At 62.6% G+C, this 22,463-nt stretch carries 24 protein-coding genes; 5 read left to right on the forward strand and 19 right to left on the reverse strand.

The features are described from left to right. The first annotated feature begins 13 nt into the window (after nucleotides 1-13). The 3 genes from HRU92_RS03460 to HRU92_RS03470 all read left to right on the forward strand — a co-directional run bounded on the left by HRU92_RS03460 (nucleotide 14) and on the right by HRU92_RS03470 (nucleotide 3,266). Complete coding sequence (locus HRU92_RS03460; RefSeq protein WP_172123014.1) at nucleotides 14-1,024, forward strand: TRAP transporter substrate-binding protein; 1,011 nt, start codon at nucleotides 14-16, stop codon at nucleotides 1,022-1,024. Nucleotides 1,025-1,149: 125 nt separating this feature from the next. After that, nucleotides 1,150-2,364, forward strand: a complete 1,215-nt coding sequence (locus HRU92_RS03465; protein ID WP_127752727.1) for a mandelate racemase/muconate lactonizing enzyme family protein — start codon at nucleotides 1,150-1,152, stop codon at nucleotides 2,362-2,364. Between the two features lie 17 nt (nucleotides 2,365-2,381). Continuing rightward, nucleotides 2,382-3,266 (forward strand): DMT family transporter, encoded by an 885-nt coding sequence (locus tag HRU92_RS03470; RefSeq protein ID WP_210258623.1) that lies wholly within the window; start codon nucleotides 2,382-2,384, stop codon nucleotides 3,264-3,266. On the opposite strand, the gene dld is transcribed toward HRU92_RS03470, so the two are convergent. The 13 genes from dld to ytfQ form a co-directional block, all read right to left on the reverse strand. Further along, the gene (gene dld, locus HRU92_RS03475; RefSeq protein ID WP_172123015.1) at nucleotides 3,267-4,952 is read right to left on the reverse strand and encodes a D-lactate dehydrogenase; all 1,686 of its coding nucleotides are present in this window, start codon (nucleotides 4,950-4,952) and stop codon (nucleotides 3,267-3,269) included. It lies immediately after the preceding gene. A gap of 128 nt (nucleotides 4,953-5,080) precedes the next feature. Further along, a complete protein-coding gene (locus HRU92_RS03480; RefSeq protein ID WP_248306945.1) occupies nucleotides 5,081-5,407 on the reverse strand; it encodes a cupin domain-containing protein in 327 nt (108 codons plus the stop codon). 4 nt (nucleotides 5,408-5,411) lie between these two features. Continuing rightward, nucleotides 5,412-6,176 (reverse strand): 2-dehydro-3-deoxy-D-gluconate 5-dehydrogenase KduD, encoded by a 765-nt coding sequence (gene kduD / locus HRU92_RS03485; protein WP_173087582.1) that lies wholly within the window; start codon nucleotides 6,174-6,176, stop codon nucleotides 5,412-5,414. Beyond that, nucleotides 6,173-7,015: a 5-dehydro-4-deoxy-D-glucuronate isomerase gene (kduI, locus tag HRU92_RS03490; RefSeq protein WP_172123017.1), complete on the reverse strand. Its 843-nt coding sequence runs from the start codon at nucleotides 7,013-7,015 to the stop codon at nucleotides 6,173-6,175. Before kduI ends, kduD begins: the two co-directional genes overlap by 4 nt. 21 nt (nucleotides 7,016-7,036) lie before the next feature. Further along, nucleotides 7,037-7,765: a FadR/GntR family transcriptional regulator gene (locus tag HRU92_RS03495; protein ID WP_173087584.1), complete on the reverse strand. Its 729-nt coding sequence runs from the start codon at nucleotides 7,763-7,765 to the stop codon at nucleotides 7,037-7,039. A gap of 3 nt (nucleotides 7,766-7,768) precedes the next feature. Further along, nucleotides 7,769-9,052, reverse strand: a complete 1,284-nt coding sequence (locus tag HRU92_RS03500) for a TRAP transporter large permease (RefSeq protein ID WP_172123019.1) — start codon at nucleotides 9,050-9,052, stop codon at nucleotides 7,769-7,771. 5 nt (nucleotides 9,053-9,057) lie between these two features. Then, nucleotides 9,058-9,585: a TRAP transporter small permease gene (locus HRU92_RS03505; RefSeq protein ID WP_172123020.1), complete on the reverse strand. Its 528-nt coding sequence runs from the start codon at nucleotides 9,583-9,585 to the stop codon at nucleotides 9,058-9,060. A 136-nt stretch (nucleotides 9,586-9,721) separates the two neighbouring features. Continuing rightward, nucleotides 9,722-10,702 (reverse strand): TRAP transporter substrate-binding protein, encoded by a 981-nt coding sequence (locus HRU92_RS03510; RefSeq protein WP_172123021.1) that lies wholly within the window; start codon nucleotides 10,700-10,702, stop codon nucleotides 9,722-9,724. Between the two features lie 230 nt (nucleotides 10,703-10,932). Then, nucleotides 10,933-11,709 (reverse strand): FadR/GntR family transcriptional regulator, encoded by a 777-nt coding sequence (locus HRU92_RS03515; RefSeq protein WP_172123022.1) that lies wholly within the window; start codon nucleotides 11,707-11,709, stop codon nucleotides 10,933-10,935. A 1-nt stretch (nucleotide 11,710) separates the two neighbouring features. Next, nucleotides 11,711-12,688 carry a galactofuranose ABC transporter, permease protein YjfF gene (gene yjfF, locus HRU92_RS03520; RefSeq protein ID WP_172123023.1) on the reverse strand — a complete coding sequence of 326 codons (978 nt, stop codon included), beginning with the start codon at nucleotides 12,686-12,688 and terminating at the stop codon, nucleotides 11,711-11,713. Further along, complete coding sequence (locus HRU92_RS03525) at nucleotides 12,685-13,689, reverse strand: ABC transporter permease (protein WP_127752737.1); 1,005 nt, start codon at nucleotides 13,687-13,689, stop codon at nucleotides 12,685-12,687. Before HRU92_RS03525 ends, yjfF begins: the two co-directional genes overlap by 4 nt. Beyond that, a complete protein-coding gene (locus HRU92_RS03530; protein ID WP_173087585.1) occupies nucleotides 13,686-15,203 on the reverse strand; it encodes a sugar ABC transporter ATP-binding protein in 1,518 nt (505 codons plus the stop codon). Before HRU92_RS03530 ends, HRU92_RS03525 begins: the two co-directional genes overlap by 4 nt. 118 nt (nucleotides 15,204-15,321) lie before the next feature. Further along, complete coding sequence (ytfQ, locus tag HRU92_RS03535; protein ID WP_349236688.1) at nucleotides 15,322-16,293, reverse strand: galactofuranose ABC transporter, galactofuranose-binding protein YtfQ; 972 nt, start codon at nucleotides 16,291-16,293, stop codon at nucleotides 15,322-15,324. Between the two features lie 281 nt (nucleotides 16,294-16,574). Here ytfQ and HRU92_RS03540 point away from each other — a divergent pair, with 281 nt between their 5' ends. Beyond that, on the forward strand, nucleotides 16,575-16,931 hold the full coding sequence (locus HRU92_RS03540; RefSeq protein WP_127752740.1) for a hypothetical protein: 357 nt from the start codon (nucleotides 16,575-16,577) through the stop codon (nucleotides 16,929-16,931). 26 nt (nucleotides 16,932-16,957) lie between these two features. Here HRU92_RS03540 and HRU92_RS03545 read toward each other — a convergent pair whose 3' ends face one another. Further along, nucleotides 16,958-17,638, reverse strand: a complete 681-nt coding sequence (locus HRU92_RS03545) for a hypothetical protein (protein WP_172123025.1) — start codon at nucleotides 17,636-17,638, stop codon at nucleotides 16,958-16,960. A gap of 320 nt (nucleotides 17,639-17,958) precedes the next feature. On the opposite strand from HRU92_RS03545, the gene HRU92_RS03550 reads away from it, so the two are divergent. Beyond that, complete coding sequence (locus HRU92_RS03550; RefSeq protein WP_248306946.1) at nucleotides 17,959-19,872, forward strand: glucose/sorbosone family PQQ-dependent dehydrogenase; 1,914 nt, start codon at nucleotides 17,959-17,961, stop codon at nucleotides 19,870-19,872. Nucleotides 19,873-19,925: 53 nt separating this feature from the next. Here HRU92_RS03550 and HRU92_RS03555 read toward each other — a convergent pair whose 3' ends face one another. The 5 genes from HRU92_RS03555 to HRU92_RS03575 all read right to left on the reverse strand — a co-directional run bounded on the left by HRU92_RS03555 (nucleotide 19,926) and on the right by HRU92_RS03575 (nucleotide 22,463). Then, nucleotides 19,926-20,318, reverse strand: a complete 393-nt coding sequence (locus tag HRU92_RS03555) for an ester cyclase (RefSeq protein ID WP_172123026.1) — start codon at nucleotides 20,316-20,318, stop codon at nucleotides 19,926-19,928. Between the two features lie 13 nt (nucleotides 20,319-20,331). Continuing rightward, the gene (locus HRU92_RS03560) at nucleotides 20,332-20,766 is read right to left on the reverse strand and encodes a GFA family protein (RefSeq protein WP_210258530.1); all 435 of its coding nucleotides are present in this window, start codon (nucleotides 20,764-20,766) and stop codon (nucleotides 20,332-20,334) included. Nucleotides 20,767-20,851: 85 nt separating this feature from the next. Then, nucleotides 20,852-21,052 (reverse strand): hypothetical protein, encoded by a 201-nt coding sequence (locus HRU92_RS03565; RefSeq protein ID WP_172123028.1) that lies wholly within the window; start codon nucleotides 21,050-21,052, stop codon nucleotides 20,852-20,854. A 99-nt stretch (nucleotides 21,053-21,151) separates the two neighbouring features. After that, complete coding sequence (locus HRU92_RS03570; protein WP_172123029.1) at nucleotides 21,152-21,406, reverse strand: helix-turn-helix transcriptional regulator; 255 nt, start codon at nucleotides 21,404-21,406, stop codon at nucleotides 21,152-21,154. Between the two features lie 67 nt (nucleotides 21,407-21,473). Further along, on the reverse strand, nucleotides 21,474-22,463 hold the full coding sequence (locus HRU92_RS03575; RefSeq protein WP_172123030.1) for an ABC transporter permease: 990 nt from the start codon (nucleotides 22,461-22,463) through the stop codon (nucleotides 21,474-21,476).

Below are 22,463 nucleotides of genomic sequence, written 5' to 3' on the forward strand. Positions count from 1 at the left end.
GGAGGACAACCACATGACACTCAAGGCACTTCTTGCCGCAAGCGTATCGGCAACCCTGATCGCGGCCCTGACCGTCCCGGCCAGCGCCGAAGTATCCCAGCGCACTATCCGCATCGCCAACGGCATTGCCGCCGATCATCCGGTGGGCGACGGCGTCGACGCGATGACCCAGTGCATCGCCGAACGCACCGACGGCGCCTGGACCGTCAACGCCTTCTGGAGCTCGGCGCTGGGCGACGATCTGCAGTCCGCCCAGTCCCTTCGTTCAGGCACGCTGGAAATGGTGATCTCCTCAAGCTCGCCACTTGTCGCCATCGAGCCGGCACTGGGCGTGTTTGATCTGCCCTTCCTGATCTCGAGCGAACAGGAAGCTGATGCGCTACTGGATGGCGAGTTCGGCCAGTACATCGCCGACATGATGCCCAAGCACAACTTGGTCAACTTGTCCTATTGGGAGAACGGCTTCCGCAATCTTTCCAACTCGCTGCGTCCGGTGGAAAGCCTTGAGGACTTCAAGGGCATGCGCGTTCGCGTGATGCAGAACAACATCTTCCTCGATACCTTCCAGACGCTGGGCACCAACGCCACGCCAATGGCATTCGGCGAAGTGTTCACGGCCCTCGAAACCGGCGCCATCGATGCGCAGGAAAACCCCTATGTGACGATCGACACCTCGCGCTTCTTTGAAGTGCAGGATTACGTCTCCAACACCCGCCACGCCTATACGCCGTTCATGGTCCTGTTCTCGAAGCCGATCTTTGACACCTACTCGGCCGAAGAGCAGCAGATCCTGCAGGAATGCTCCGTGGTTGGCCGCGACGTGCAGCGCAAGGCCAGCCGCACGCTTTCCGAGCAGTCGCTCCAGCGCATCAAGGATGCGGGCCTTGAGGTCAACGACATCTCGCCAGAGAACATGGCCAAGATCCGCGAAGCCGTGCAGGGCGTCTACGAGCGCAGCGCCGCCACCATCGGTGCCGAGGTGGTTGAGCGGGTCAACGCTGCTCTGACTGAAATCCGCGGCTAAACCCGCGAGCGCAGAACGGAGCGGGACCAGTGCTACGGTCCCGCCTCTTGTTTGACCTTTATGGCCTACCCAATCCGCTGCTCGTTACTCAGCACGGCGCGGACAACCGCTCCCGGATTGCCTAGATGAAGATCACCGGCGTCGAAACGCTTCGGCTTGCCGAATTTGCCAACATTGTCTGGATTATTCTGCGCACCGACGAGGGCGTGAGCGGTCTGGGCGAAACCTTCATGGGCGCCGCAGCCGTTGAAGCCTATATCCACGAGACAGTTGCGCCAAAACTGATCGGCCGTGACCCGCTGCAGATCGAAGCCATTAATCGGGACCTGATCGGTTATCTTGGCTGGCGCGGGGCCGGTGTGGAAACACGCGGAAATTCCGCGGTGGATATCGCGCTTTGGGACATCTTCGGCAAAGTGCTTGGGGTGCCGATCTCGGTGGCCCTGGGTGGCAAGTCGCGCGACAAGATCCGCACCTACAACACCTGCGCCGGCTACCGTTACATCCGCGATGCGCGCGCGCAAAGTGTTGCCAATTGGGGCATGGGCGAAGCCGCCCCCGGTCCATACGAAGACTTGGACGCATTCCTCAACCGCGCCGACGATCTAGCCCACTCCCTGCTCGAGCAGGGCATCACCGGCATGAAGATCTGGCCCTTCGACTTGGCGGCCGAGCGTACCAATGGCCTGGATATCTCTGCCGAGGAGCTCACGATCGCTCTGGCGCCCTTTGAGCGCATACGCCGGGCGGTAGGCGACAAGATGGATATCATGGTGGAGTTCCACTCACTGTGGAAACTGCCGGCCGCCCAGCGCATCGCCCGCGCGCTCAAGCCCTACGACACCTTCTGGCACGAAGATCCTGTTCGCATGGATAGCCTCGAGACGCTCAAGGCCTATGCGCCCCATTCCGATGCGATGATCTGTGCCTCTGAAACGCTGGCCTATCCCCATGCCTTCCGCGACTATCTCGCGACCGGTGTCGCGGGCGTTGCCATGCTCGATTTGTCCTGGTGCGGTGGCCTCTCCGAAGCCCGAAAAATCGCTGCCCTCGCCGAAGCCCACCACATCCCCGTGGCGCCCCATGATTGCACGGGTCCCGTCGTGTTCATGGCCTCCTGCCATTTTTCGCTCCATGCGCGAAACACCCTGATCCAGGAGTCCGTGCGAGCCTTTTACACCGGCTGGTACACCGAACTTGTGACCGCGTTGCCCCTCGTCAGCAAAGGCGAGATTTCGGTCACCGACGCGCCCGGCTTGGGGCTTGAGCTTCTGCCTGAGTTGTTTACCCGCCCCGATGCCATCCACCGCCGCTCAGGCGCCGACGGAGAAGTGACGTGACCACATCTAAGCCAGCCATGTCCCCCGCTCGAATGGGGGTGCTCGTCATGCTGCTGGCGATGTTCCTGTTCTCGCTCAATGATGCGATGGGCAAGTGGCTGGTCTCGACCTATTCGGTCGGTCAGGTCCTGCTGCTGCGCTCCGCCGTGGCGCTGCTGATCCTCTTACCCTTCCTGTGGAAAGCGGGACTGCGCCCGATCCTTTCGGCTGAGCGCCCCTGGCTGCAGTTCATGCGCGTCGTGTTCTCTACCGCAGAAGTGTTCTGCTTTTACTGGGCGGTGTATTACCTGCCGCTCGCCGACGTGATGACCTATTGGCTGGCCGCGCCCATCTATGTCGCAGCCCTTTCGCCAATCCTGCTCAAGGAAAAGGTCGGGCCAGTGCGCTGGGCCGCCATCGCCCTGGGCTTTGTCGGCGTGCTCGTTGCGCTCACCCCCTCCGGTGAGATCAATTTCATCGCGCTGGGCGCTGCCTTGGTCGGCACGCTGGCCTTTGCCCTGATGATGATCACCGGCCGCACCCTGCGCGGCACGCCCGATACTACGCTGGTGCTGTTCCAACTCGCGGGCGCACTGGTGGCCGGCCTGGTGCTGACCCCCTTCAGCTGGACCACGCCAACCGCGCCCGACCTCCTGCTGCTCGGCGCGCTCGGCGTTGTGGCCATGGTAGCCCATATCGGGGTCAATCGTGCGGTCAAGCTGGCCGATGCGGCAACCATCGCGCCCCTGCAGTACACGCTGCTGCCCTGGGCCATTATCCTGGGCTATCTGTTCTTTGGCGACCTGCCACGCCCGCTGACGCTGCTCGGAGCGGCCATCATCCTGGCTTCCAGCTTCATCATCTATCTGCGCGAACACCGCGCCAAGACCGAACTCGGCGCGGCCCAGCCGGAACCGGGTTGATCAGGTCGCCCACATCTTCTTGCGCGAGGTCTTGCCGATGCCGGGGTTGAAGCTGTTGGTCGGATCTAGGCTCCGGTAAAACTCTTCAAGCGCCGGCTGCGCCTTGTAGAGGTGCCCCACATTGTGCTCGGCCGGATACTGCGCGCCGCGCGTGTCGAGGATCGCCAGCATCTCTTCTTCGAGCGCGTGGCAATCCACATCCTTCTTGGCCAAATATTCTTGGTGCAGCACGTGGCAGAAGAAATGCCCGCAATAGATCGTGCGCTCGATCCGCTCGGTGATGCTGGCCGGCAGGGTTTCGAACCAATCAACCGCATTGCGGGGCAGGGCGACATCGAGCGCCACGATATTCTCGACCGTCTTTTTGTGCGTGGCGCGATAGCGTACCACTGAACCACCCACCACGAAGCGATGCAGGAACGCAGCTTCCCCTTCCTCCTTGGTGCATTCGAAAAAGTCCGCATCCCCACTTGGGAGGCGCGCCGCCAGATACTCGCGTGCTTCGGCCACGCCATCCCCGCCCATCTTGAGCAGCAGGTGATGGGTATAGCGGTCGCGATACTCGTTCATGCGCTTGGGTAGGTGCTCCGGCCATAGCCGCGCCAGGGCATTCAGCACATGATCGCCAATGGTGGAGCCGAGCCGCAACTGCTCGGTCAGGCCATCGAACCAGCTCTTGGCCGCATAGGCCTTGGGCACATTGTCGGTGCCAAAGGCGCGGATGAACAGGAACAAATCCTTGCCGTAGACCTGCGCGGTCTCATAGGCCTCCCGGTGGATATATTCCCCGGCAATCGGCAGGTTCTCGAACCTGGCGAGGATATCGCGCCGGATCTCCCCCAACGTATTGGGGTCATTAGCGCCGATATAGAACACGGTCACATCCTTGTCCGCCTCGAAGGTGTCGAGCCGTACCGCAAACACGCCGATGCGGCCGGCCGAGCCCGAAGCCTCATAATGCCGCCGCGGATCGGCGTTGAACCGCGCCGGAGTTGGGGCATCGATATCGCGCACATGCTCACAATATTGCTTGTCCGAGGCCCACTGATTACTCGCATGAGTGATGTCGCTGTCCCGATAATCCTTGCGGTCCAGCCGCGACAGCACCGTCTCCGGATCATCGCCCAGCGCCACGCCCAGATGGTTGACCAGCTGCAATCGTCCTTCGGCATCGACCTGCGCATAAAGGGCAAACTGCGTATAGGCCGGCCCACGCCGGATCAGCGAGCCACCCGAATTGTTGCACACCCCGCCCGTGACCGACGCCCCGATGCAGCTCGAGCCAATAACGGAATGCGGCTCGCGGCCTATGGGGCGGAGCGCTTTTTCCAGCTTGTCTAGGGTGGCGCCGGGCAGGGCGATCACCTGGCGCCCGTCCTCGATCAGGTCGATCCGGTCGATCCGCATCGTGTTGATGATGACGATGGGTCGGTCATAATCGTTCCCTGCCGGCGTTGACCCGCCGGTCAGGCCCGTATTGGCCGCCTGGAAGATGACGATCACATCGGCCGCAACGCAGGCCTCGAGCACCCGCCATTGCTCGAGCAGCGTCGCCGGCCGCACCGCAGCCAGGATTTCTCCATCGCCGTAACGATAGCCCTTGCGGAAGCGGCGGGTGGCTCGCTCGCCTACATGCACATGTCCCGGTCCCACAATCGCTTCGAAAGTGTCGATCAGCCGTTCCATGCTGCAGCTCCGAAATTTCAGACCGTTGCCGCTTAGCACAGCGCAAACTAGTTTTCACGCCTCCGAGGTGACCGAGACGTTCAATAATCAGCGCTTTTCATCGGCAGACCGCAGGGGCGCAGAACTGCTTAGAGGAAATCGGCACGATGTGGCGTGAACACATCCACGAGGCGGCCCCGCTCAAGCGCCTTGACGCCATGGACCAGCCCTGACGGCACGATGAAGCTGCCCCCTTGGCCGACGGTTTGGGTTACCCCGTCGATGGTGACTTCGAACGAGCCCTCCGCCACATAGCTCACCTGGATATGGGGATGGCTGTGCAAGGCGCCGATCGCACCGGCTTCGAAGGCGAACTCGACCTGCATCAGTTCGTCGGAGTGGATCAGCACCCGTCGTTTATTGCCGGGGCCCAGCTCGGTCCAAGGGGTTTCTTCGGCCTGTGCAAAGAGCTTCATTTCATTACCTCGCGAGCCAGCCGCCATCCACGGGGATGACAGCGCCATGCATGTAGTTTGCAGCGTTTGACAGCAAGAACACTGCCGCCTCGCCAATATCGGCAGGGGCACCCCAGCGCCCCGCTGGAATCCGCCCGAGGATCGCAGCCGAACGTTCCGGATCGGCCCGCAGGGCGGCGGTATTGTTGGTCTGGATATAGCCGGGGGCAATGGCATTGACGTTGATGCCCCGCGCAGCCCATTCATTGGCCAGCAGCCGGGTGATGCCGAGCACGCCGCTCTTGGACGCCGTATAGCTCGCCACCCGCACGCCACCTTGGAAGCTGAGCATGGACGCGATGTTGACGATGCGCGCCGGGCGGTTCGCCGCCAGCGCCTTTCGCCCTAAAGCCTGGCAGAGAAAGAACATGCTCTTGAGATTGGTGTCCATCACATCGTCCCAATCGGCTTCCGTGAGGTCAACCGCATCGGCCCGCCTGATGATGCCGGCATTGTTGACCAGCCCATCCACCGGGCCATGTTGGTCCCAGACGGCATCGAACATGGCTTGGGCGGCGCTGGTTGAACTCAGGTCTGCCTGCACTGGCACGAACGGGGCCGCCAGTTCCGCCAGCAACCCCGCAGTTTCATTCATGCTGGATCGGCCAACCCCGATCACGCGCGCGCCGGCCCGTCCAACCGATACTGCGATGCCTTGGCCGATCCCCGTATTGGCGCCGGTCACCACCACCGTTTTGCCTTGAAGGCTGAATGCCGAAAGGTCCGTCACAGCAGTTGATCCATGCCGACCTTCTCGACATCGGTATAATCGACATTGTCGCCGGCCATCGCCCAAATAAAGGTGTAGGACCCCGTGCCTGCGCCTGCATGGATCGACCAGGGCGGGGAAATCACCGCCTGCTCGTTGCGCACGATCAGGTGCCGGGTTTCTTCGGGCTCGCCCATTAGATGCACCACCAGCGCATCGGGCTTGAGATCGAAGTAGAGATAAGCTTCCATGCGCCGGTCATGCACATGGGCCGGCATGGTGTTCCACACCGAACCCGGGGCAAAGCTCGTCAGCCCGACCACCAACTGGCAGGTCTGCACGCTATCGGCGTTGACGAACTGGAAGATCGAGCGCTCGTTGGCCGTTTCCTGGCTGCCGAGGTCGAGCCGCTTGGCGTCGCTCTGCCGGATGAGCTTGGTCGGGTACCCGGCATGTGCCGGTGCGCTCAGCAGGTAGAACTTGGCCGGCTCGCTCTCGCCGGCCGAAGCGAAGCTGACCGCTTGGCTGCCCATGCCGATATAAAGCATGTCGCGCGGCGCGAGTTCGTGCCTGGTGCCATCCACCTCGATGCTGCCGGGCCCGCCAACATTAACGGCAATCAGTTCGCGCCGATCCAGAAAAGCCGCCGTGCCAGTAGGCGCAATGGATTCAAGCGTGAGCGGCGAGCCTGCCGGCATGGCGCCACCCACGGCCATGCGATCATAATGGGTATAGGTCCAGTTTACTCCGCCCGGCGTAAACAGGCTCTCGATCAGGAAATGCTCCCGCAATTCCTCGGTGTTCATGGTGGCCGCGCTGACCGGGTCGATGGCGAAGCGAATTTCATGTTCAGTGGTCATAACTGGTCCTCGGTAAGCGGGTTAGACGGTGCGCAGGCGGGCGCGATAGCGCTCCTGGCTGCGGGAAAGATGCTGGCGCATGGCCTCACGTGCGGCGGCCGCGTCCTGTGCCGAGATCGCCTCCATGATAGCGCGGTGTTCTCGCTGTAGCCCCGCCTGATACTCACGGCTTAGAACAGTTTCGGTGCTCCAGGGCGAGGCCACATCGCATGGAATGGTTCGGCTACCCAGCGCTTCGAGCACCTCGGTGTAGAATGGGTTGTTGGTTGCCGCGGCAATCGCGCGATGGAAAGCGAAGTCGGTCTTGCCCGTGGGAATTCCCAGCTTGAGCAAACGGCCAAACTCGTTCCAGGCCTCCTGAATGGCAGCTTCCTGGCTGGCGCTGCGCCGCACCGCTGCCAGACCCGCGGCTTCGATCTCGATGCCCATGCGCACTTCAAGCACGTTGATGGCGACGGAAATCTTGTTGGCGCTTTCCGCCCCCAGGGCGTTGAAGGGGCTGGCCGGACTGGGCACAACGAACACCCCGGCGCCCTGGCGCGACTGCACCAGCCCGTCGGCTGCAAGAGCTGCGATTGCCTCGCGCACCACCGTGCGGCTGACGCCGAAGATCGTCGTCATCTGCCCCTCAGTAGGCAGTTTGCCGCTCGCATCATATTCGCCCGCCGCGATCCGCCGGCGCAGCGTTCCGGTCACGAGGTCAGCAAGCTTTGGTCTTCGCAGGGCAGGGGAGCTTTCGGTCGCGCTCATCGCCTATCCCCTGAACAACGCCGGCAGCCACAGCGACAGGGCAGGGATATAGGTGACCAGGCCCAATACCACGATCCCGGCAAGGTAGAACGGCCAGATACTCTTCATCGCCTCCATCACGCTGATCTTGCCCACCGCAGCCGCCACGAACTGCACCGGCCCGAGCGGTGGCGTATTGAGCCCGATCCCGAGATTGAGGATCATGATCACCCCGAAATGCACGGGGTCCACGCCAAATGCCTTCACCATCGGCAAGAAGATCGGCGTCGTGATGATGATCAGTGGTCCCATATCCATGAAGGTGCCCAGCAGCAGCAGGGCCACATTGATCATCAGCAGGACCAGCAGGGGGTCCGAGGAGATCGTCGCCATGCCTTCGGTCAGAATGAGCGCGACCTTCAGATAGGCCATTAGCCAGGCAAAGCTCGCCGCCGCTCCGATGATAAACAACACCATTGCCGTGGTCCGCACCGCCCCCAACACGGCGTGGACGAACTCGCTCCAGTTGAGCGAGCGGTAAATGATGAGGGTCACGAGCAGCGCATAGATCACCGCGATGCAGGAGCTTTCTGTCGCGGTGAATATCCCGGAGCGCACCCCGCCAAAGATGATGACGATGAGCATCAAGCCAGGGATGGAAACAAGGAAGAAGTAGCCGGCGCGCCGAAAGCCCGGAAAAGGCTCGGTGGGGTAACCGCGCTTGACGGCAACGAAATAAGCGGTGATCGCCAGCACGACCGCCAACAGCAAGCCCGGAATTATGCCGGCGGTGAATAGATCGGCAATCGAGATATTGCCACCGCCCGAGAGCGAATAGATGATCATGTTGTGGCTGGGCGGCAGCAGCAGCGCGATCAGCGCCGCCATGGAGGTCACATTGACCGCATAATCAGCGCCATAGCCGCGCGCCTTCATCTGCGGGATCATGATGCCACCAACCGCCGCAGCTTCCGCTACGGCTGAGCCCGAAATGCCGCCAAACAGTGTTGAGGCGGCGATATTGACTTGCCCGAGGCCGCCCCGCACATGCCCGATCAGCGAGCCGGCAAAAGAGATGATGCGCGAAGCAATCCCACCCCGCATCATCAGATCGCCGGCAAAGATGAAGAACGGAATGGCGAGCAGGCTGAACGCGGACACGCCTGAATTGAGCTGCTGGAACACCACGATCGGCGGACGGCCTAGATACACAATGGTGGCAAAGCTCGCGATGCCCAGGCAAAACGCGATAGGCGTGCCGATCACCATCAGGACGGTGAAGACGCCAAAAAGAATCCAGTATTCCATTGCGTTCAGGCCTCGGTGATCGTGGGATCGGCGGCAACATCATCGATGGGCTCGCCGGCCATGCGCAGCAGCAGGCGCTCGGCCGCAAACAGGCACATCAAGGCGCCGGAGATCACGATGGGGAAGTAGGTGAATGAGGTAGGGAGGCCGAGCACCGGAATCCGTGTCGCCCAGTAGCGGATTGCGAGCTCGCCGCCGTAAAAAACCATGCCAAGGGCAAAGGCAAACACGCACAGATCACTGATCGCGCGCAACCATGGCTTGGCACTGGGCGGCAGCACGTAAAGCAGCACGTCAAAGCCCATATGGAAGTTCTCGCGCACCCCCACGGCTGCGCCCAGGAAGATGAACCAGGTCATCAGCATGATCGAGCCGCTCTCCGTCCAGGCGGGGGAGGCGTTGATCACGAAGCGCATGAACACCTGGTAGGCAACGATCGCCGTCATCGCCACAAGGCCAATGCCGGCCAGCCATAAAATGACGGTCGAGAGCTGTCCCAGCCGGCGGCTGGTGGGCAAGAGCCAGGTTCGCATTGCAGTTGGACCTCATGGGTGAGCCTGCCGAGCCACCCGTGGTGGCCCGCAAGTCGTCACGCGCCCCCGTCAGCGCCATGCGGCGGAGCGCGGTGGAATTGGCCGGCGCCCGAGCGCCGGCCTCCGTTTTTTCCGGTTAGCCTTCGGTGGCCTGGATGCGGGCAACCAGATCCTGCAGCGCCGGGTCGGTGACATATTTGTCGTAGACCGGCTTCATCGCTTCGATAAAGGGAGCCTTGTCGACTTCGTTGATCTCGGCACCGAGTGCTTCCACGGCAGCCTTGGATTCCACTTCCTTGGCGGCCCAGAGCTCGCGCTGCTTGGCAACGGACTCCTTGGCGGCTTCGCGGAACAGCGCCTGGTCTTCTGGCGTCAGGCCATCCCAGACCACCTTGGAGATCACCAGCACTTCGGGCACCATCAGGTGCTCGTCCAGCGAATAGTATTTCGCCACTTCCGCATGGCCGGCCGTGTCGTAGCTGGGATAGTTGTTTTCCGCGCCATCGATCACCCCGGTCTGGATACCCGAATAAACTTCGCCATAGGGCATGGGCGTGGCATTGCCACCAAAGGCGGCGACCATATCGACGAAGATATCGGACTGCATGACGCGCATCTTCATGCCCGAGATGTCAGCCGGGGAGGTGATGGGCTTCTGGCTGTTGTAGAACGAGCGCGCGCCACCATCGTAGAACGCAAGCGCCACCACATCCACCTTGTCAAAGGCGGCCAGGATTTCTTCCCCGATCGGGCCATCCAGCACCGCATGGAAGTGATCGGCCGAGCGGAAGATATAGGGCAGCTGCGTGACCGTGGCTTCCGGCACCTGCGTGCCAAAGGCACCAATCGATATGCGATTCATATCGATGACGCCGAACTGCGTCTGCTCGATCGTGTCCTTTTCCTCGCCCAGCTGGGCGGAATGGAAAACTTCGACGCTGTAGCGGCCATCGGTTTTCTGGCTCAGCAATTCGCCGAAATGCTTGACTGCTTCCACCGTTGGGTAGCCGTCGGGATGCGTGTCGGACGAGCGCAGCACGGTTTGCGCGCTGGCGGTCGAAAGCATCAGGGTCGTAGCGACGAGCGCCGTCGCTGCCAATTTAGGCAGATGAAACATGGTATCCTCCCATATGCATGTCCGTGCGCTTTGCTCTAGGCATCGGCACCCCTGCTGGCTGCATTCTGGCCAGCACCGGCAGCGCTATTGCGCTTTGGGAACTGCATGATTGGTAGAAAACGGCTCAAATCCAGTCAACATACAAATACCAAAAATTGTATGATGAATTCCGCAAGCGTCTGCGGAGCTATTGTTGAGGGGGCAGAAGGGTAAGTATAGGCGCGTCCAAGCTAAAGCATACTCGGCCGAGTGACTCCGCCGGCGCCATTTTTGGCGCTGCGCAGCACCTCGGCCAGATCAAGCGCAATGCTGGCTTCCATTGCCGCTCGCGCCTTAGCCCGGTCGCCCGCTTCGATGGCGTGGATCAGCTCATCATGGAGACCGATCGCGCAGGTGGCGTATTGCGGCAGCACATTGGCTCCGCCCTTTGAGACCGCGAGCGCCAGGGTGAGTTCCACCACGCCCAGCACCGAGCGAAGGAGGGGATTACCCGATCCATCCGCCAGCACGCGGTGGATTTCGAGACAGGCGAGGCCAAACTGTTCGGCGCTGCTGTCGGCCGTGCTCATCTGGTGCAGCCAGTATTTCATCAGGCGCACCTGCTCGGCGGTCCGTCGCTGCGCCATCCGTTCCGCTGCCTGCGCCTCCAGCGGCGCGCGCACCTCAAAGAGACCCTCGATGAACGGACGGGGCAGAGCGGCATAAAAGTGCCAAGACAACACCTGCGGGTCGAAATAATTCCAACGGCTTTGCGGCGACACTCTTGTGCCGATCTTGGGCCGCGCTTCCACCAGCCCCTTGGCCTCAAGCGTCTTGAGCGCTTCGCGCAACACGGTGCGCGACACGCCATAGCTCTCCATCATCTCCGCGTCGCTGGCCAGCGTGGAGCCGACGGGAAAGCTTCCGCCCACAATGGCTTGCCCGATTTCATTGATCACGAAGCTATGGAAGTTCCGTGCAGCGGGCCGCCCGGAAAGCGAGCGGATAAGGCTGCCAGGTTCGATCATCTCAGGCCTTCTCGGGTACCTTTTCCCCCGGACCGGAGGCCGCGAAGATCAGCCGCTGCAGCACGATGAACAGGAACAACAGCACCCCGATGACGATCTTGGTCCACCAGCTCGAAAGCGTGCCATCAAAGATGATGTAGGTTTGCACGAGCCCCAGCAGCATCACGCCCACAAGGGTTCCGACCACAAAGCCATAGCCACCCGTCAACAGCGTGCCCCCGATCACCACCGCGCTGATCGCGTCGAGTTCGACGCCAACCGCCGCCAGCGGATAACCGGCCGAGGTGTAGATGGAAAACACGATCCCCGCCAGCCCGGCCATCGTGCTCGAGAGGATGTAGATCAGCACCGTCGTGCGCGCCATCGGCACCCCCATCAGCGCCGCCGAAGTCGCATTGCCGCCAATGGCATAGACATAGGAGCCGAACTTGGTGCGATGCGCGAGCACCGCGCCCAAGGCGAAGATCCCGAGCATTAGGAGGCCGATAAAGCTCAGCCGCCCGCCACCGGGCAAGCGGATGATGAGGCTTGTGAGCCAATCCACAAACGGGTGGTCGATCCCCACTGAATCCTGGGTGATCACCGAAGCGCCACCACGGGCGAGGAACATGCCCGCGAGCGTGACGATGAACGAGGGCACCTGGAGGAAATGGATCGCCAGCCCCATTGTGGCGCCGAACGCCGCCGCTACGCCCAGCGCAATGGCAAAAGCCAGCACTGGATGCAGCCCCATCCAGGTAATCAGCACGGCAACAAGCACGCCGGTAAACCCGATCACCGCGCCCACCGAGAGATCGATGCCACCCGAGATGATCACAAAGGTCATGCCCACCGCCGCAATGCCCAGAAACGCATTGTCGGTGAGGAAATTGCCCAGGACGCGCGTGGAGAACATCCCGGGGAACTGGAGCACGGCCAGCCCATAGGCAACGAGGAAAATGACGAGGGTGGCGAGAAGCGGCCGGAGACTGCGATTCATGAGGTCTTGACCTTGGGCACGGCCACCAGCTTGCGCGGCATGACCCGGCCGGCGAGCGGCGATTGCACCAGCAGGATCAGGAAGATCATGCCAGCCTTGACGATGAGGTTGAACTCGGGCCGGAACCCGGAGACGAGAATGCCGGTGTTCATGGCCTGGATGATGAGCGCCCCCACCACCGCCATCGGCACCGAAAAGCGCCCGCCCAGCAGCGACGTGCCCCCGATCACGACGGCCAGGATCGCGTCGAGTTCGAGCCACAGCCCGGCATTATTGGCGTCGGCACCGCGAATATCTCCAGTGACGATCAGCCCGGCGATCGCGGCGCATAGTCCCGAGAGGGCATAAACAAAGAACAGCAGCATGCGGCTGCGAATACCCGAGAGGCTCGCTGCGGCGCGATTGACCCCGACAGCCTCGATGAAGAGCCCGAGCGCGGTGCGTCGCACCAGCAGCGTCACCCCCACCATCAGCACCAGCGCAATCACTGCCGCCATGGGGAAGCCGAGAAACGAGCCGGTGCCGATAAAGACCAGCAGGGGATTGTTGAAGGTGACGATCGAGCCTTCGGTGATCAGCTGGGCAATGCCGCGCCCCGCCACCATCAGCACCAGCGTGGCAATGATCGGCTGGATGTTGAACACCGCCACCAGCAGCCCGTTCCACAACCCGCAGGCGAGCCCGAGCCCCAGCGCCGCCGCCACGGCAATGGGCGCCGGATAGCCTGCCACGACAAGGCTCGCCGCCGCCGCGCCCGCGACGGCCATGATGGCGCCCACCGACAGGTCCACCCCCTTGGTGGCGATCACACCCGCCATGCCGATGGCGAGAATGGCAACTGGCGCCCCGCGATTGAGCACGTCGATCAGGCTGCCAAAAAACCGCCCGTCCTGCCAGGTGATGCGAAAGAAGTTGGGAAATAGCAGCCAGTTGATCAGCAGCACCCCGACAAGGGCGAGGAGCTGCGGATTGGCGAGGCGGTTGAGTGACTGGCGGATCATGCCTCCTCTCCTTCCTTGTGGTTGGCGATGGCCTGCACGATCACGGCCGGGCTCATTTGCTCGCCATGCAGTTCGGCTACGAGTTCACGGTCGCGCATGACGACGATACGCGAGGAATAAGCGACCACTTCGTCGAGCTCGGACGAGATCACCACCAGTGCCATGCCATCGTCGCGCAGGCGGTTGATGGTGCGCACAATCTCGGCATGGGCGCCCACATCGATGCCGCGCGTGGGCTCATCCAGGATCAGGAAGGCCGGATCGGTCGCGAGCCAGCGCGCGAGGATCGCCTTTTGCTGGTTGCCGCCTGACAGGAGCTTGATCGGCATGTCGAGGGAAGCGGCGCGGATATCGAGCGATTCCCCGAACTTGCCGGCAATCTCGAGCTGCTCATCGCGGCTGAGCGCGGTGAACCACCCGAGCTTGCCCTGAAGCGCAATGACAATGTTTTCGCGCACCGACAGATCGCCGAAAATGCCCTCGATCTTGCGATCTTCGGGCAGGAAGCCAAATCCGTGATTGATCGCATCCGTTGGGCGATTGATGACGAGCTGCACGCCTTCCATCGACACGCTGCCTTCGTCCGCAGCATCGGCCCCGAACATGATGCGCGCCATTTCCGTGCGGCCCGACCCCAGCAGGCCCGCGACCCCGATCACCTCGCCCTTGCGGATGGTCAGGTCGAAGGGATGAACGCTGCGCTTGCGGCCATAGCCCTTGAACTCCAGCAGCACCTCGCCGCGCGCCCCATCGGCGTCAAGGCTGGTGGCACCGGAAAAGGCGATATCCTTGCCCAGCATCAGGCGCACCACTTCGCTGCGATTGAGCGTATCGATGTCGCGCGTGCCCACGAGCTTGCCGTTGCGCAGCACGGTCACGCGATCGGCGATGGCAAACACCTGCTCGAGGAAATGGGTGATGAACACCACCGCCATGCCTTGGGCCTTGAGCCCGTTGATGACCTCGAACAGCCGCTCCACTTCATTGCGGTCAAGGCTCGCAGTGGGTTCGTCGAGGATCAGCACCTTGCCCGAAAGCTCGACCGCCCGGGCAATGGCAACGATCTGCTGCACCGCCACCGAATGGGTACCCAGCTCGCTGCCCGGGTCGAGCGCCAGCCCATAGCGCGCCAGCACCACGCGTGCTTCGCGCTCCATGCGGCGCCGGTCCACCAGGCCCCATCGCGTCGGCTGGTGCCCCAGGAATAGGTTCTCGGCGACCGAGCGATTGGGCAGGAGATTGACCTCCTGATACACCGTGCCGATGCCATGGGTCTGAGCGTGCTGCGGATTAGCCAGCACAATTGGCCGCCCTTCTGCGAGGATCCGCCCGCCATCGGGCTGGTAGGCGCCGGTGAGGATCTTGATCAGCGTGGATTTGCCGGCGCCATTCTCACCCAGAAGCGCATGCACCTCGCCCGCGCGCAGGCTGAAATCGACTTGGTCGAGCGCCAGGTGATTGCCGAAAATCTTGGTGATACCGCGCGCTTCAAGCACATAAGGGCCGTCTGACAAAACCGCCTCCTGGTTCGGCCGACCCGCTTGGATGAGCCGGTCGGCAGCTCGCCGGCCCGGTCATGGGTCTGACTTGCACCCCGACGCGGAGCCGGGATGCAATTGCGATGCGATCAGGTCAGTAACCGAGATCCTTGCGGCGCTCGTATTCGCCCTCGGGATCGTTCTCGGCGGTATAGAGCTTGGACTCGGTGATGATGAACTTCTCGGGCTCGGTACCATCAGCCCAGTAAGCGGCCAGCGCATCAAAGGCCGGACCGGCCATGTTTGGCGTCAACTCGACGGTGGCATTGGCTTCGCCGGCCGCGATAGCCTGGAAGATGTCGGGCACGGCATCGATCGACACGACCTTGATGTCGGTGCCGGGCTTGAGGCCGGCATCCTTGATCGCCTGGATGGCGCCAACCGCCATGTCGTCGTTATGAGCGTAAACGGCGCAGATATCGGCGCCATTATTGGACGACTTGAGGAAGGCTTCCATCACTTCCTTGCCCTTGGCGCGGGTAAAGTCGCCGGTCTGGCTCTGGCCGATGGTGATGTTGTCGTGGCCGGCAATGGCTTCTTCAAAGCCCTTCTTGCGGTTGATCGCGGGCGTGGAGCCAACGGTGCCCTGCAGCTCAACGACATTGCAGTCCTCGTCGCCAACATTGTCGACTAGCCACTGGCCGGCCACACGGCCTTCTTCCACCTGGTCAGAGGCCACGGAAGTGAGGTACAGATCCTCAGGGGCATCGACGCCCCGATCGAGCAGCACAACCGGGATCTCGGCTTCCTTGGCTTCGGACAGCACGTCGTCCCAGCCGGTCGCCACCACTGGCGCGACGAGGATCGCGTCAACGCCCTGGGCGATAAAGCCGCGAATGGCCTTGATCTGATTTTCCTGCTTTTGCTGGGCATCGGCGAATTTGAGATCGACGCCGCGCGCTTCGGCTTCCTGCCGGGTCACAGCCGTTTCAGCCGCGCGCCAGCCCGATTCCGAACCGATCTGGGAAAAGCCGATGACCTTGCCGGAAACATCCTGCGCCAGGGTAGCGGAAGACAAGGCGGTAGCGAGGCCTGCCGCGAGGGCAAGCTTGGTAATGATGTTCACTGGTAACCTCCCATGTGCCAGTCGCGGCGTATTCACCTGCGACGGTGATGCACTCCTACTAAAAGTACTATTATATGTAAAGTGGGTTGAGGGGCCGCTCTGCAGCAGACCCAAGTAACTGGCTAGGCCTATACTTCCCGGGCAGAGAGCAGAGGGTGAGCCCTCACTTCACCTGGGTGCAACCACACCAGTTTTTTGTCCCGGACATGATCTTTCCCCAAAGCACCGGCAAAGGAGCATGGACGAGAGACTCGCCAAACCGCCCGGCCTGAGGAAAACCCATGAAGCTGCTCCCCTTCGCGGCCATTGTGCTGACCATGATCATGCCCGCCCAGGGGCAGGAGCAATCGGCTTCCTGGGTTGAGCAGAAATGCGGGGCTTACCAGGCAGCCTGGACGGATGCCGTCGCCGCTGCCGACGAGACCCAGGTCAACTATGCCTTCATTGCCGCCAACGAGAACTTCATCGCCGGTGGCTGCACCGAACCGGTGGAGGCCTGCCCGCGCTCGCGGGTGGAACTGGACATCGCCAATGCGCTCACGCTGGCAATGATGAATGCCGGGGCGGCAAGCACCTTCCTGCCCTTCCGTTGCCCGGTTGAACCGACGGACAATGGCTGGTCCGGCCCAGGCCTGTAACGTCGGGCCGGTCGCCTGCTTCCGGGCTAGCCGACTTTTCGCGCCGTCCAAACCATGTGACGCGCCCCACGCCCACCAGAGCGAGCCCGCACCCGGTTCTCCTCGACACTGGCAAAGCCCGAGCCCTCGAGGCGGCGCGTGAACTCCGCGCTGGGATGGGCTGACCACACAGCCAGGACCCCGCCCGGACGCAATGCCGCCCGCGCCGCCGCCAGTCCCGGCCGGCTATAAAGCGCATCATTGCCTTCCCGGCTGACCCCGTCAGGGCCATTATCGACATCGAGCAGCACCGCGTCATAGGCGTTCTTCCCCGCTCCGATCAGCCGCCGCACATCGGCCTCGACCACGCTCACCCTAGGGTCGAGGAGGCAATCACCGAAAACCGGCCCCAGGGGCCCATGCGCCCAGGCAATCACCTGCGGCACGATCTCGGCGACGGTAATCCGCGCATCCGCATCGAGCAGCGTGAGCGCTGCCCGCAGCGTGAACCCCATCCCGAGCCCGCCGATCAGGATATGGGCCTTGGGGCGCGCCTTGATCGGCTCGCAGGCAAGCCGCGCGAGTTCTTCTTCGGAGCCGCTGAGCCGGCTATTCATCAGCTCATTGGTGCCCAGCATGATGGAATATTCGTCCCCGCGCTGCATCAGCCGCAGCCGCGTGTCACCACCCGGTACGCTGGCGGTATCAAGCTCGATCCAAGGCTTCATCGGCGGCCCGTCCTGGCTGGTGCAAACGGCAACGCTGCCGCGGCAGGTAGCCCGGACAGACCTGTCCGGGCACGGCGACAACCAAGGCGGTGTCATAGGAGCCGTACCCCGCAAGATCAAGCAGGGCCGTTTTAAGACTCACTCGCCAAGCTTCGCGAAGTCCAATGCCATCAGTGGCTTGACTGCTAGACCGGATTCTCTTGCAGAACTTACTATGAACGTTGCCGGCCATTGTCCGCTCTTCTTGCAACCAGCCGGTTGCCATGCGGCGCCTTAGCGGCCAAAATGCCGCAGCGTCAGTTCGTTCAGGAGGAATATCAATGAATTCAAGCGCCAAGACCAGCATGGGTCGCCTATCCACCCAAAGCCTGCTCGCTGGAGTAGCACTGGCCGGCCTGCTCGCCATGCCCATGCTTGCCTCGGCGCAAGAAACGCCCGTCGAGATCCCCAAGGGTCAGAACGAGCTGTTTTCCTCTCGCGTTGTGTCCACGGCCCTCAGCAATCCATGGGCCATGCGCTGGGGTCCCGACGACCAGATTTGGGTCACCGAGCGCACCAGTGGAGAAGTTACTCGCGTTGATCCCGAGACCGGCAACCAGCAGGTGCTGCTGACCCTTGATGACGTCTACACCGGCGTGCAGCACGAGGGCCTTCTGGGCCTGGCGCTTCATCCTGAACTGCTTCAGGGCACCGGCAACGACTATGTGTATCTGAGCTACACCGTCAACAACGGCACGGCCGAGGAGCCCGATCCATCCGCCCGGATCGTGCGCTACACCTATGACGAAGCCACGATGCAACTGAGCGACCCCACGGTCCTCATCGAGGGGCTGCCGGCCTGGAACGACCACAATGCCGGGCGCGTCGTCATCGGTCCGGACATGAAGCTCCACTATTCCATCGGCGAGCAGGGCGCCAATTTCGGGCGCAACTTCCGCCGCCCCAACCTCGCTCAGGCTTTGCCGACCGCCGAGGAAGTCAGCGCCGAGGACTGGCACACCTATTCGGGCAAGATCCTGCGCATGGAACTCGACGGCTCCATCCCCGAGGACAACCCGGAGATCGACGGCGTGCGCAGCCACATCTACAGCTATGGCCACCGCAATCCGCAGGGCATTGCCTTTGGTCCTGATGGCACGCTCTACGAAGCCGAGCATGGCCCCTCGAGCGACGACGAGCTCAACATCATCCAGCCCGGCGGCAATTATGGCTGGCCCAATGTCGCCGGCTTCAAGGATGACATGGCCTATTCCTATATCAACTGGAGCGAGGCCCCGTCCGATATCGAGCGCATCGTTACTCCAGTGCCCGACACGGTCCCGCAAACGGCTGAAACCGAGTTCGAGGGCGAGATGGTGGATCCGCTCGCCACCTATTTCACCGTCGACAGTGACTTCCCCTTTGGCGAGCAGTGCGGCTTCATCTGCAACCCCACCATCGCCCCCGCATCGGTGCTGTTCTACGAAGCCGGCGAGAACGGCATTGCCGAGTGGGACAATTCCATCCTGATGCCGACCCTCAAGCATGGCGTGCTCTACGTCCAGCATATGAGCGAAGACGGCAAATCGGTCGATGGCCTGCCCGAAGCCTGGCTCGGCAGCCAGAACCGCTATCGTGACGTAATCATCGCCCCCAATGGCCGAGATGTCTTCATCGCCACCGACGCCTTTGGCTCCGTCGTCCAGCTGTATGGCGACGAGCTGACCACGAGCGTGCTGCACAATCCCGGCGCGATCCTTAAGTTCACCTATGGTGGCGAGGAAGGCAGCGTGATTGGCACCGCCGGCGACGTGCCAACCGACGCGCCTGCGTCCGAAGCCGTGCCGCCTGCCGGTGGCCCCGAGGAATGGGAGAACCCGGCCAATCAGGGGACCGAAACGGCACCCGCGGGAGGCGCGGCTCCCGATAATGCTGCCGCCGCACCGGCCGCCGGGGCAGGGGAGGCCGATCTTGCTTCTCTCGTCAGTGCCGGCCAGCCTAAATTCGTCTCCACCTGCTCGGCCTGCCATGGCGTCAACGGTCAGGGCGGCGCCGGCGCAGTGCTTGCCGGCAACCAGAACCTGGCCGATGCCGGCCATGTCGCCTCAACCGTGATCCATGGCTTGGGCTATATGCCACCCTTTGGTGATGAGCTCAGCGACGAGGACATCGCCCAGATCGGCAGCTATATCCGCAATTCCTGGGGCAACGACTTCGGGCCGCTGACCATCGATGAGGTGGCCGCCAAGCGCTAGTCGAGCTGCAACCGTGACGCAAAAGGCGGGAGCAATCCCGCCTTTTCTTTTGCTCAACTCGGCAACGCCGCCTCGACCGCCGACTTGTCCAGCACCGACGAGACCGTTTTGATCTGCCCATCCTCGAATCGGTAAAACACGTGCTCCGCGAATTGCACCCGCCGCCCATTTACCGGCCGCCCGAGAAAGCTCCCGCGTGGCGTGCAGTCGAACCACAAGCGCGCCGCCACATTGGCCCCCTCGCAGACCAGCAGGTCGATTTGGAACCGCAGATCCGGGATCTGCCGAAAATCCTCCTCCAGCATCGCGCGATAACCCGCCAGCCCGAACGCCCGCCCGTTATGGCTGACTTCCGCATGCACGAACGTGCCCAGCCGCTCCCAGTCCTGGGCATTGAGGCAGTCGATATAGCGCCGATAGATCGCCCCCAGATCGTCACCCGCCATCGCCCCCTCCCAGCTAGACGGCGCCCGCAGCCTCAACCCGGCTCTGGGCCTGCCCAATCGCCGCGCCGAATTCAGCCGGCGTCGGCGACTCGGGAAAAGCCGGAACGCCCTCGGGCAGCATCACCCAGGCTTGCTTGCGGCTGGTCCACAGATGCGCGACCGGCGCAATCGCCTGCCGCTCGTTCAAGGTGCCAGCGCGCAGGAACACCATGCCCGGGAGCACATCATTGCGGTTGAAGAGGCGCGTATGGCATTCCCGGCAGAACAGTTCTTCGGAAACCATGCCCTCGATCTTGCGCCGATAGGCGTCCAGTTCCCCCTCGCATTCAAAGCTGGCGGCGCGGACCATGGCGTGTTCCGCAAAGGCACTGCCGCTGCGCAACTGGCAATCGAGGCAGTGGCACGCATAAACATGCACCGGCTCGTCCGCCGCGATCCTGTAGGTCACGGCCCCGCATTCGCAGCTTCCGGTTTTCGGCATCTATACTGGTCGTCCTGTCAATCTACGGCGCCCGCTAACGGGCGAGCGCTCTTTAGCCCTGGAGAATGGCAAACAACAGCCGCAGCACCTGCCCGAACCCCACCAGCATCAGTGCCAGCGCTAAGTCGGTGAGCAGGGTGTGAAAGCGCGTCACATCAGGCACATCCCGCGCCGAAAAGGCGCGCAGCAGCGCCAACAGCGCCAGCACGCCCGCCGCGAAAAAGAAGGTATAGATCAGGATCTGCGTGAACATGCGGCTGTCTCCTCTCGGGTGGCCTGTTTTCGCACGCTCCGCCGCCGAGCACAACGACCAGCCCCGCAGGCGCTCAGGCGCCGCTCACGCCACTCCGCCTCAGGTCGGGTGCGCTTCGGGTTCTTCGCTGCCGTCCTCGATCTCGCTTTCAAAGGCGTCGAGCGCATCGGCCACTTTCATTGCCACGGTCGGGCTCGCATCGCTTTCCGACTTGGCCTGCTCATAGCTGGTCAATTCCTGCGGCGAGATCCCCGCGCGGGCGGCGAGGTCATCAAGGGTGATGCCGAGGCGTTCGCGCCGGTCCCGGTCGGCAACGGGCGAGTGGTCGGTGAGGGGAATGCGCATCGCGGCCATGATCGTCTCCAGAGATGAAAAGCTGGACCTCAACGTGGTAGGCCCGCAAGCGTTTCCCCTTATTCCCTCACGCCTTGAGCTTGGGCGAGCGGCCATACAGCAGCAGCATGGCCACGATCACCACGCCATAGATGATCTGCCGGCCATATTCGGCCATCTGCATCACCGACAAAATTGATTGCAGCAGCGTGATCAGGATCACCCCTGCCACCGTGCCCAGATAATTGCCGCGCCCGCCCAAAATCGAAGTGCCGCCCAGCACCACGGCGGCGATCGCCGGCAGCAAATAGGCATCCCCCATCGATTGCGCCGCCTTGCCGCCATATCCCGCCAGCATCACGCCCCCGAGCGCCGCGAGCCCGCCCGAAAGCGCAAACGCCACCATCACCACCCGCTGGGTGGGGATACCCGAAAGGTAAGCCGCGCTTTCCTTGTTGCCGATGGCATAAACCGAGCGTCCAAAAGTCGTGCGCTGCAGCAGGAACACCGCCAGCGCTCCAGTGATGGCCCAGCCGATCACCGCATTGGGAATGCCCAGGATCGGATCGCCCGTTGCAATGAAGCGCATCGCGGCTGAAGCCGAGTCGCGCGGCGACGAGCCCCCGGAATAGGCCACCATCAGCCCTTGCGCGACCGCGTTGACCGCAAGGGTGATGATCATGGACGGGATGCGCAGATAGGCAACGCCCACACCATTGACGAGCCCCAGCAACACTCCGCACAGCACCCCAAATGGAATGGCGAAGAACTCGCCCATCGGCCCATAGGCGGCGGCCGCCGAAGCCATCATCGCCCCCACCGTTACCGTCCAGGGCACCGACAGGTCGATCTGGCCCAAGAGGATCACCAGCATCATGCCGGTGGCAATGATGCCCAGGAACGCCCCCACCTTGAGTTGCTGCAGCAGATATTCTGGCGACAGGAAGTTGGGGGAATAAAGGCTCCCCACCACCAGCAGCACGATGATGCAGCCAAAGGCAGTCAGCACCGGCAGATCGAGGCTTTGCCGCAGCGTGCTCCACCGGTCGGCGGGAGCGGAATGCGCCTGGATGCTCAT

It is taken from the genome of Devosia sp. 1635, from assembly GCF_013185955.1.
In the GTDB taxonomy this organism is placed as follows: domain Bacteria; phylum Pseudomonadota; class Alphaproteobacteria; order Rhizobiales; family Devosiaceae; genus Devosia.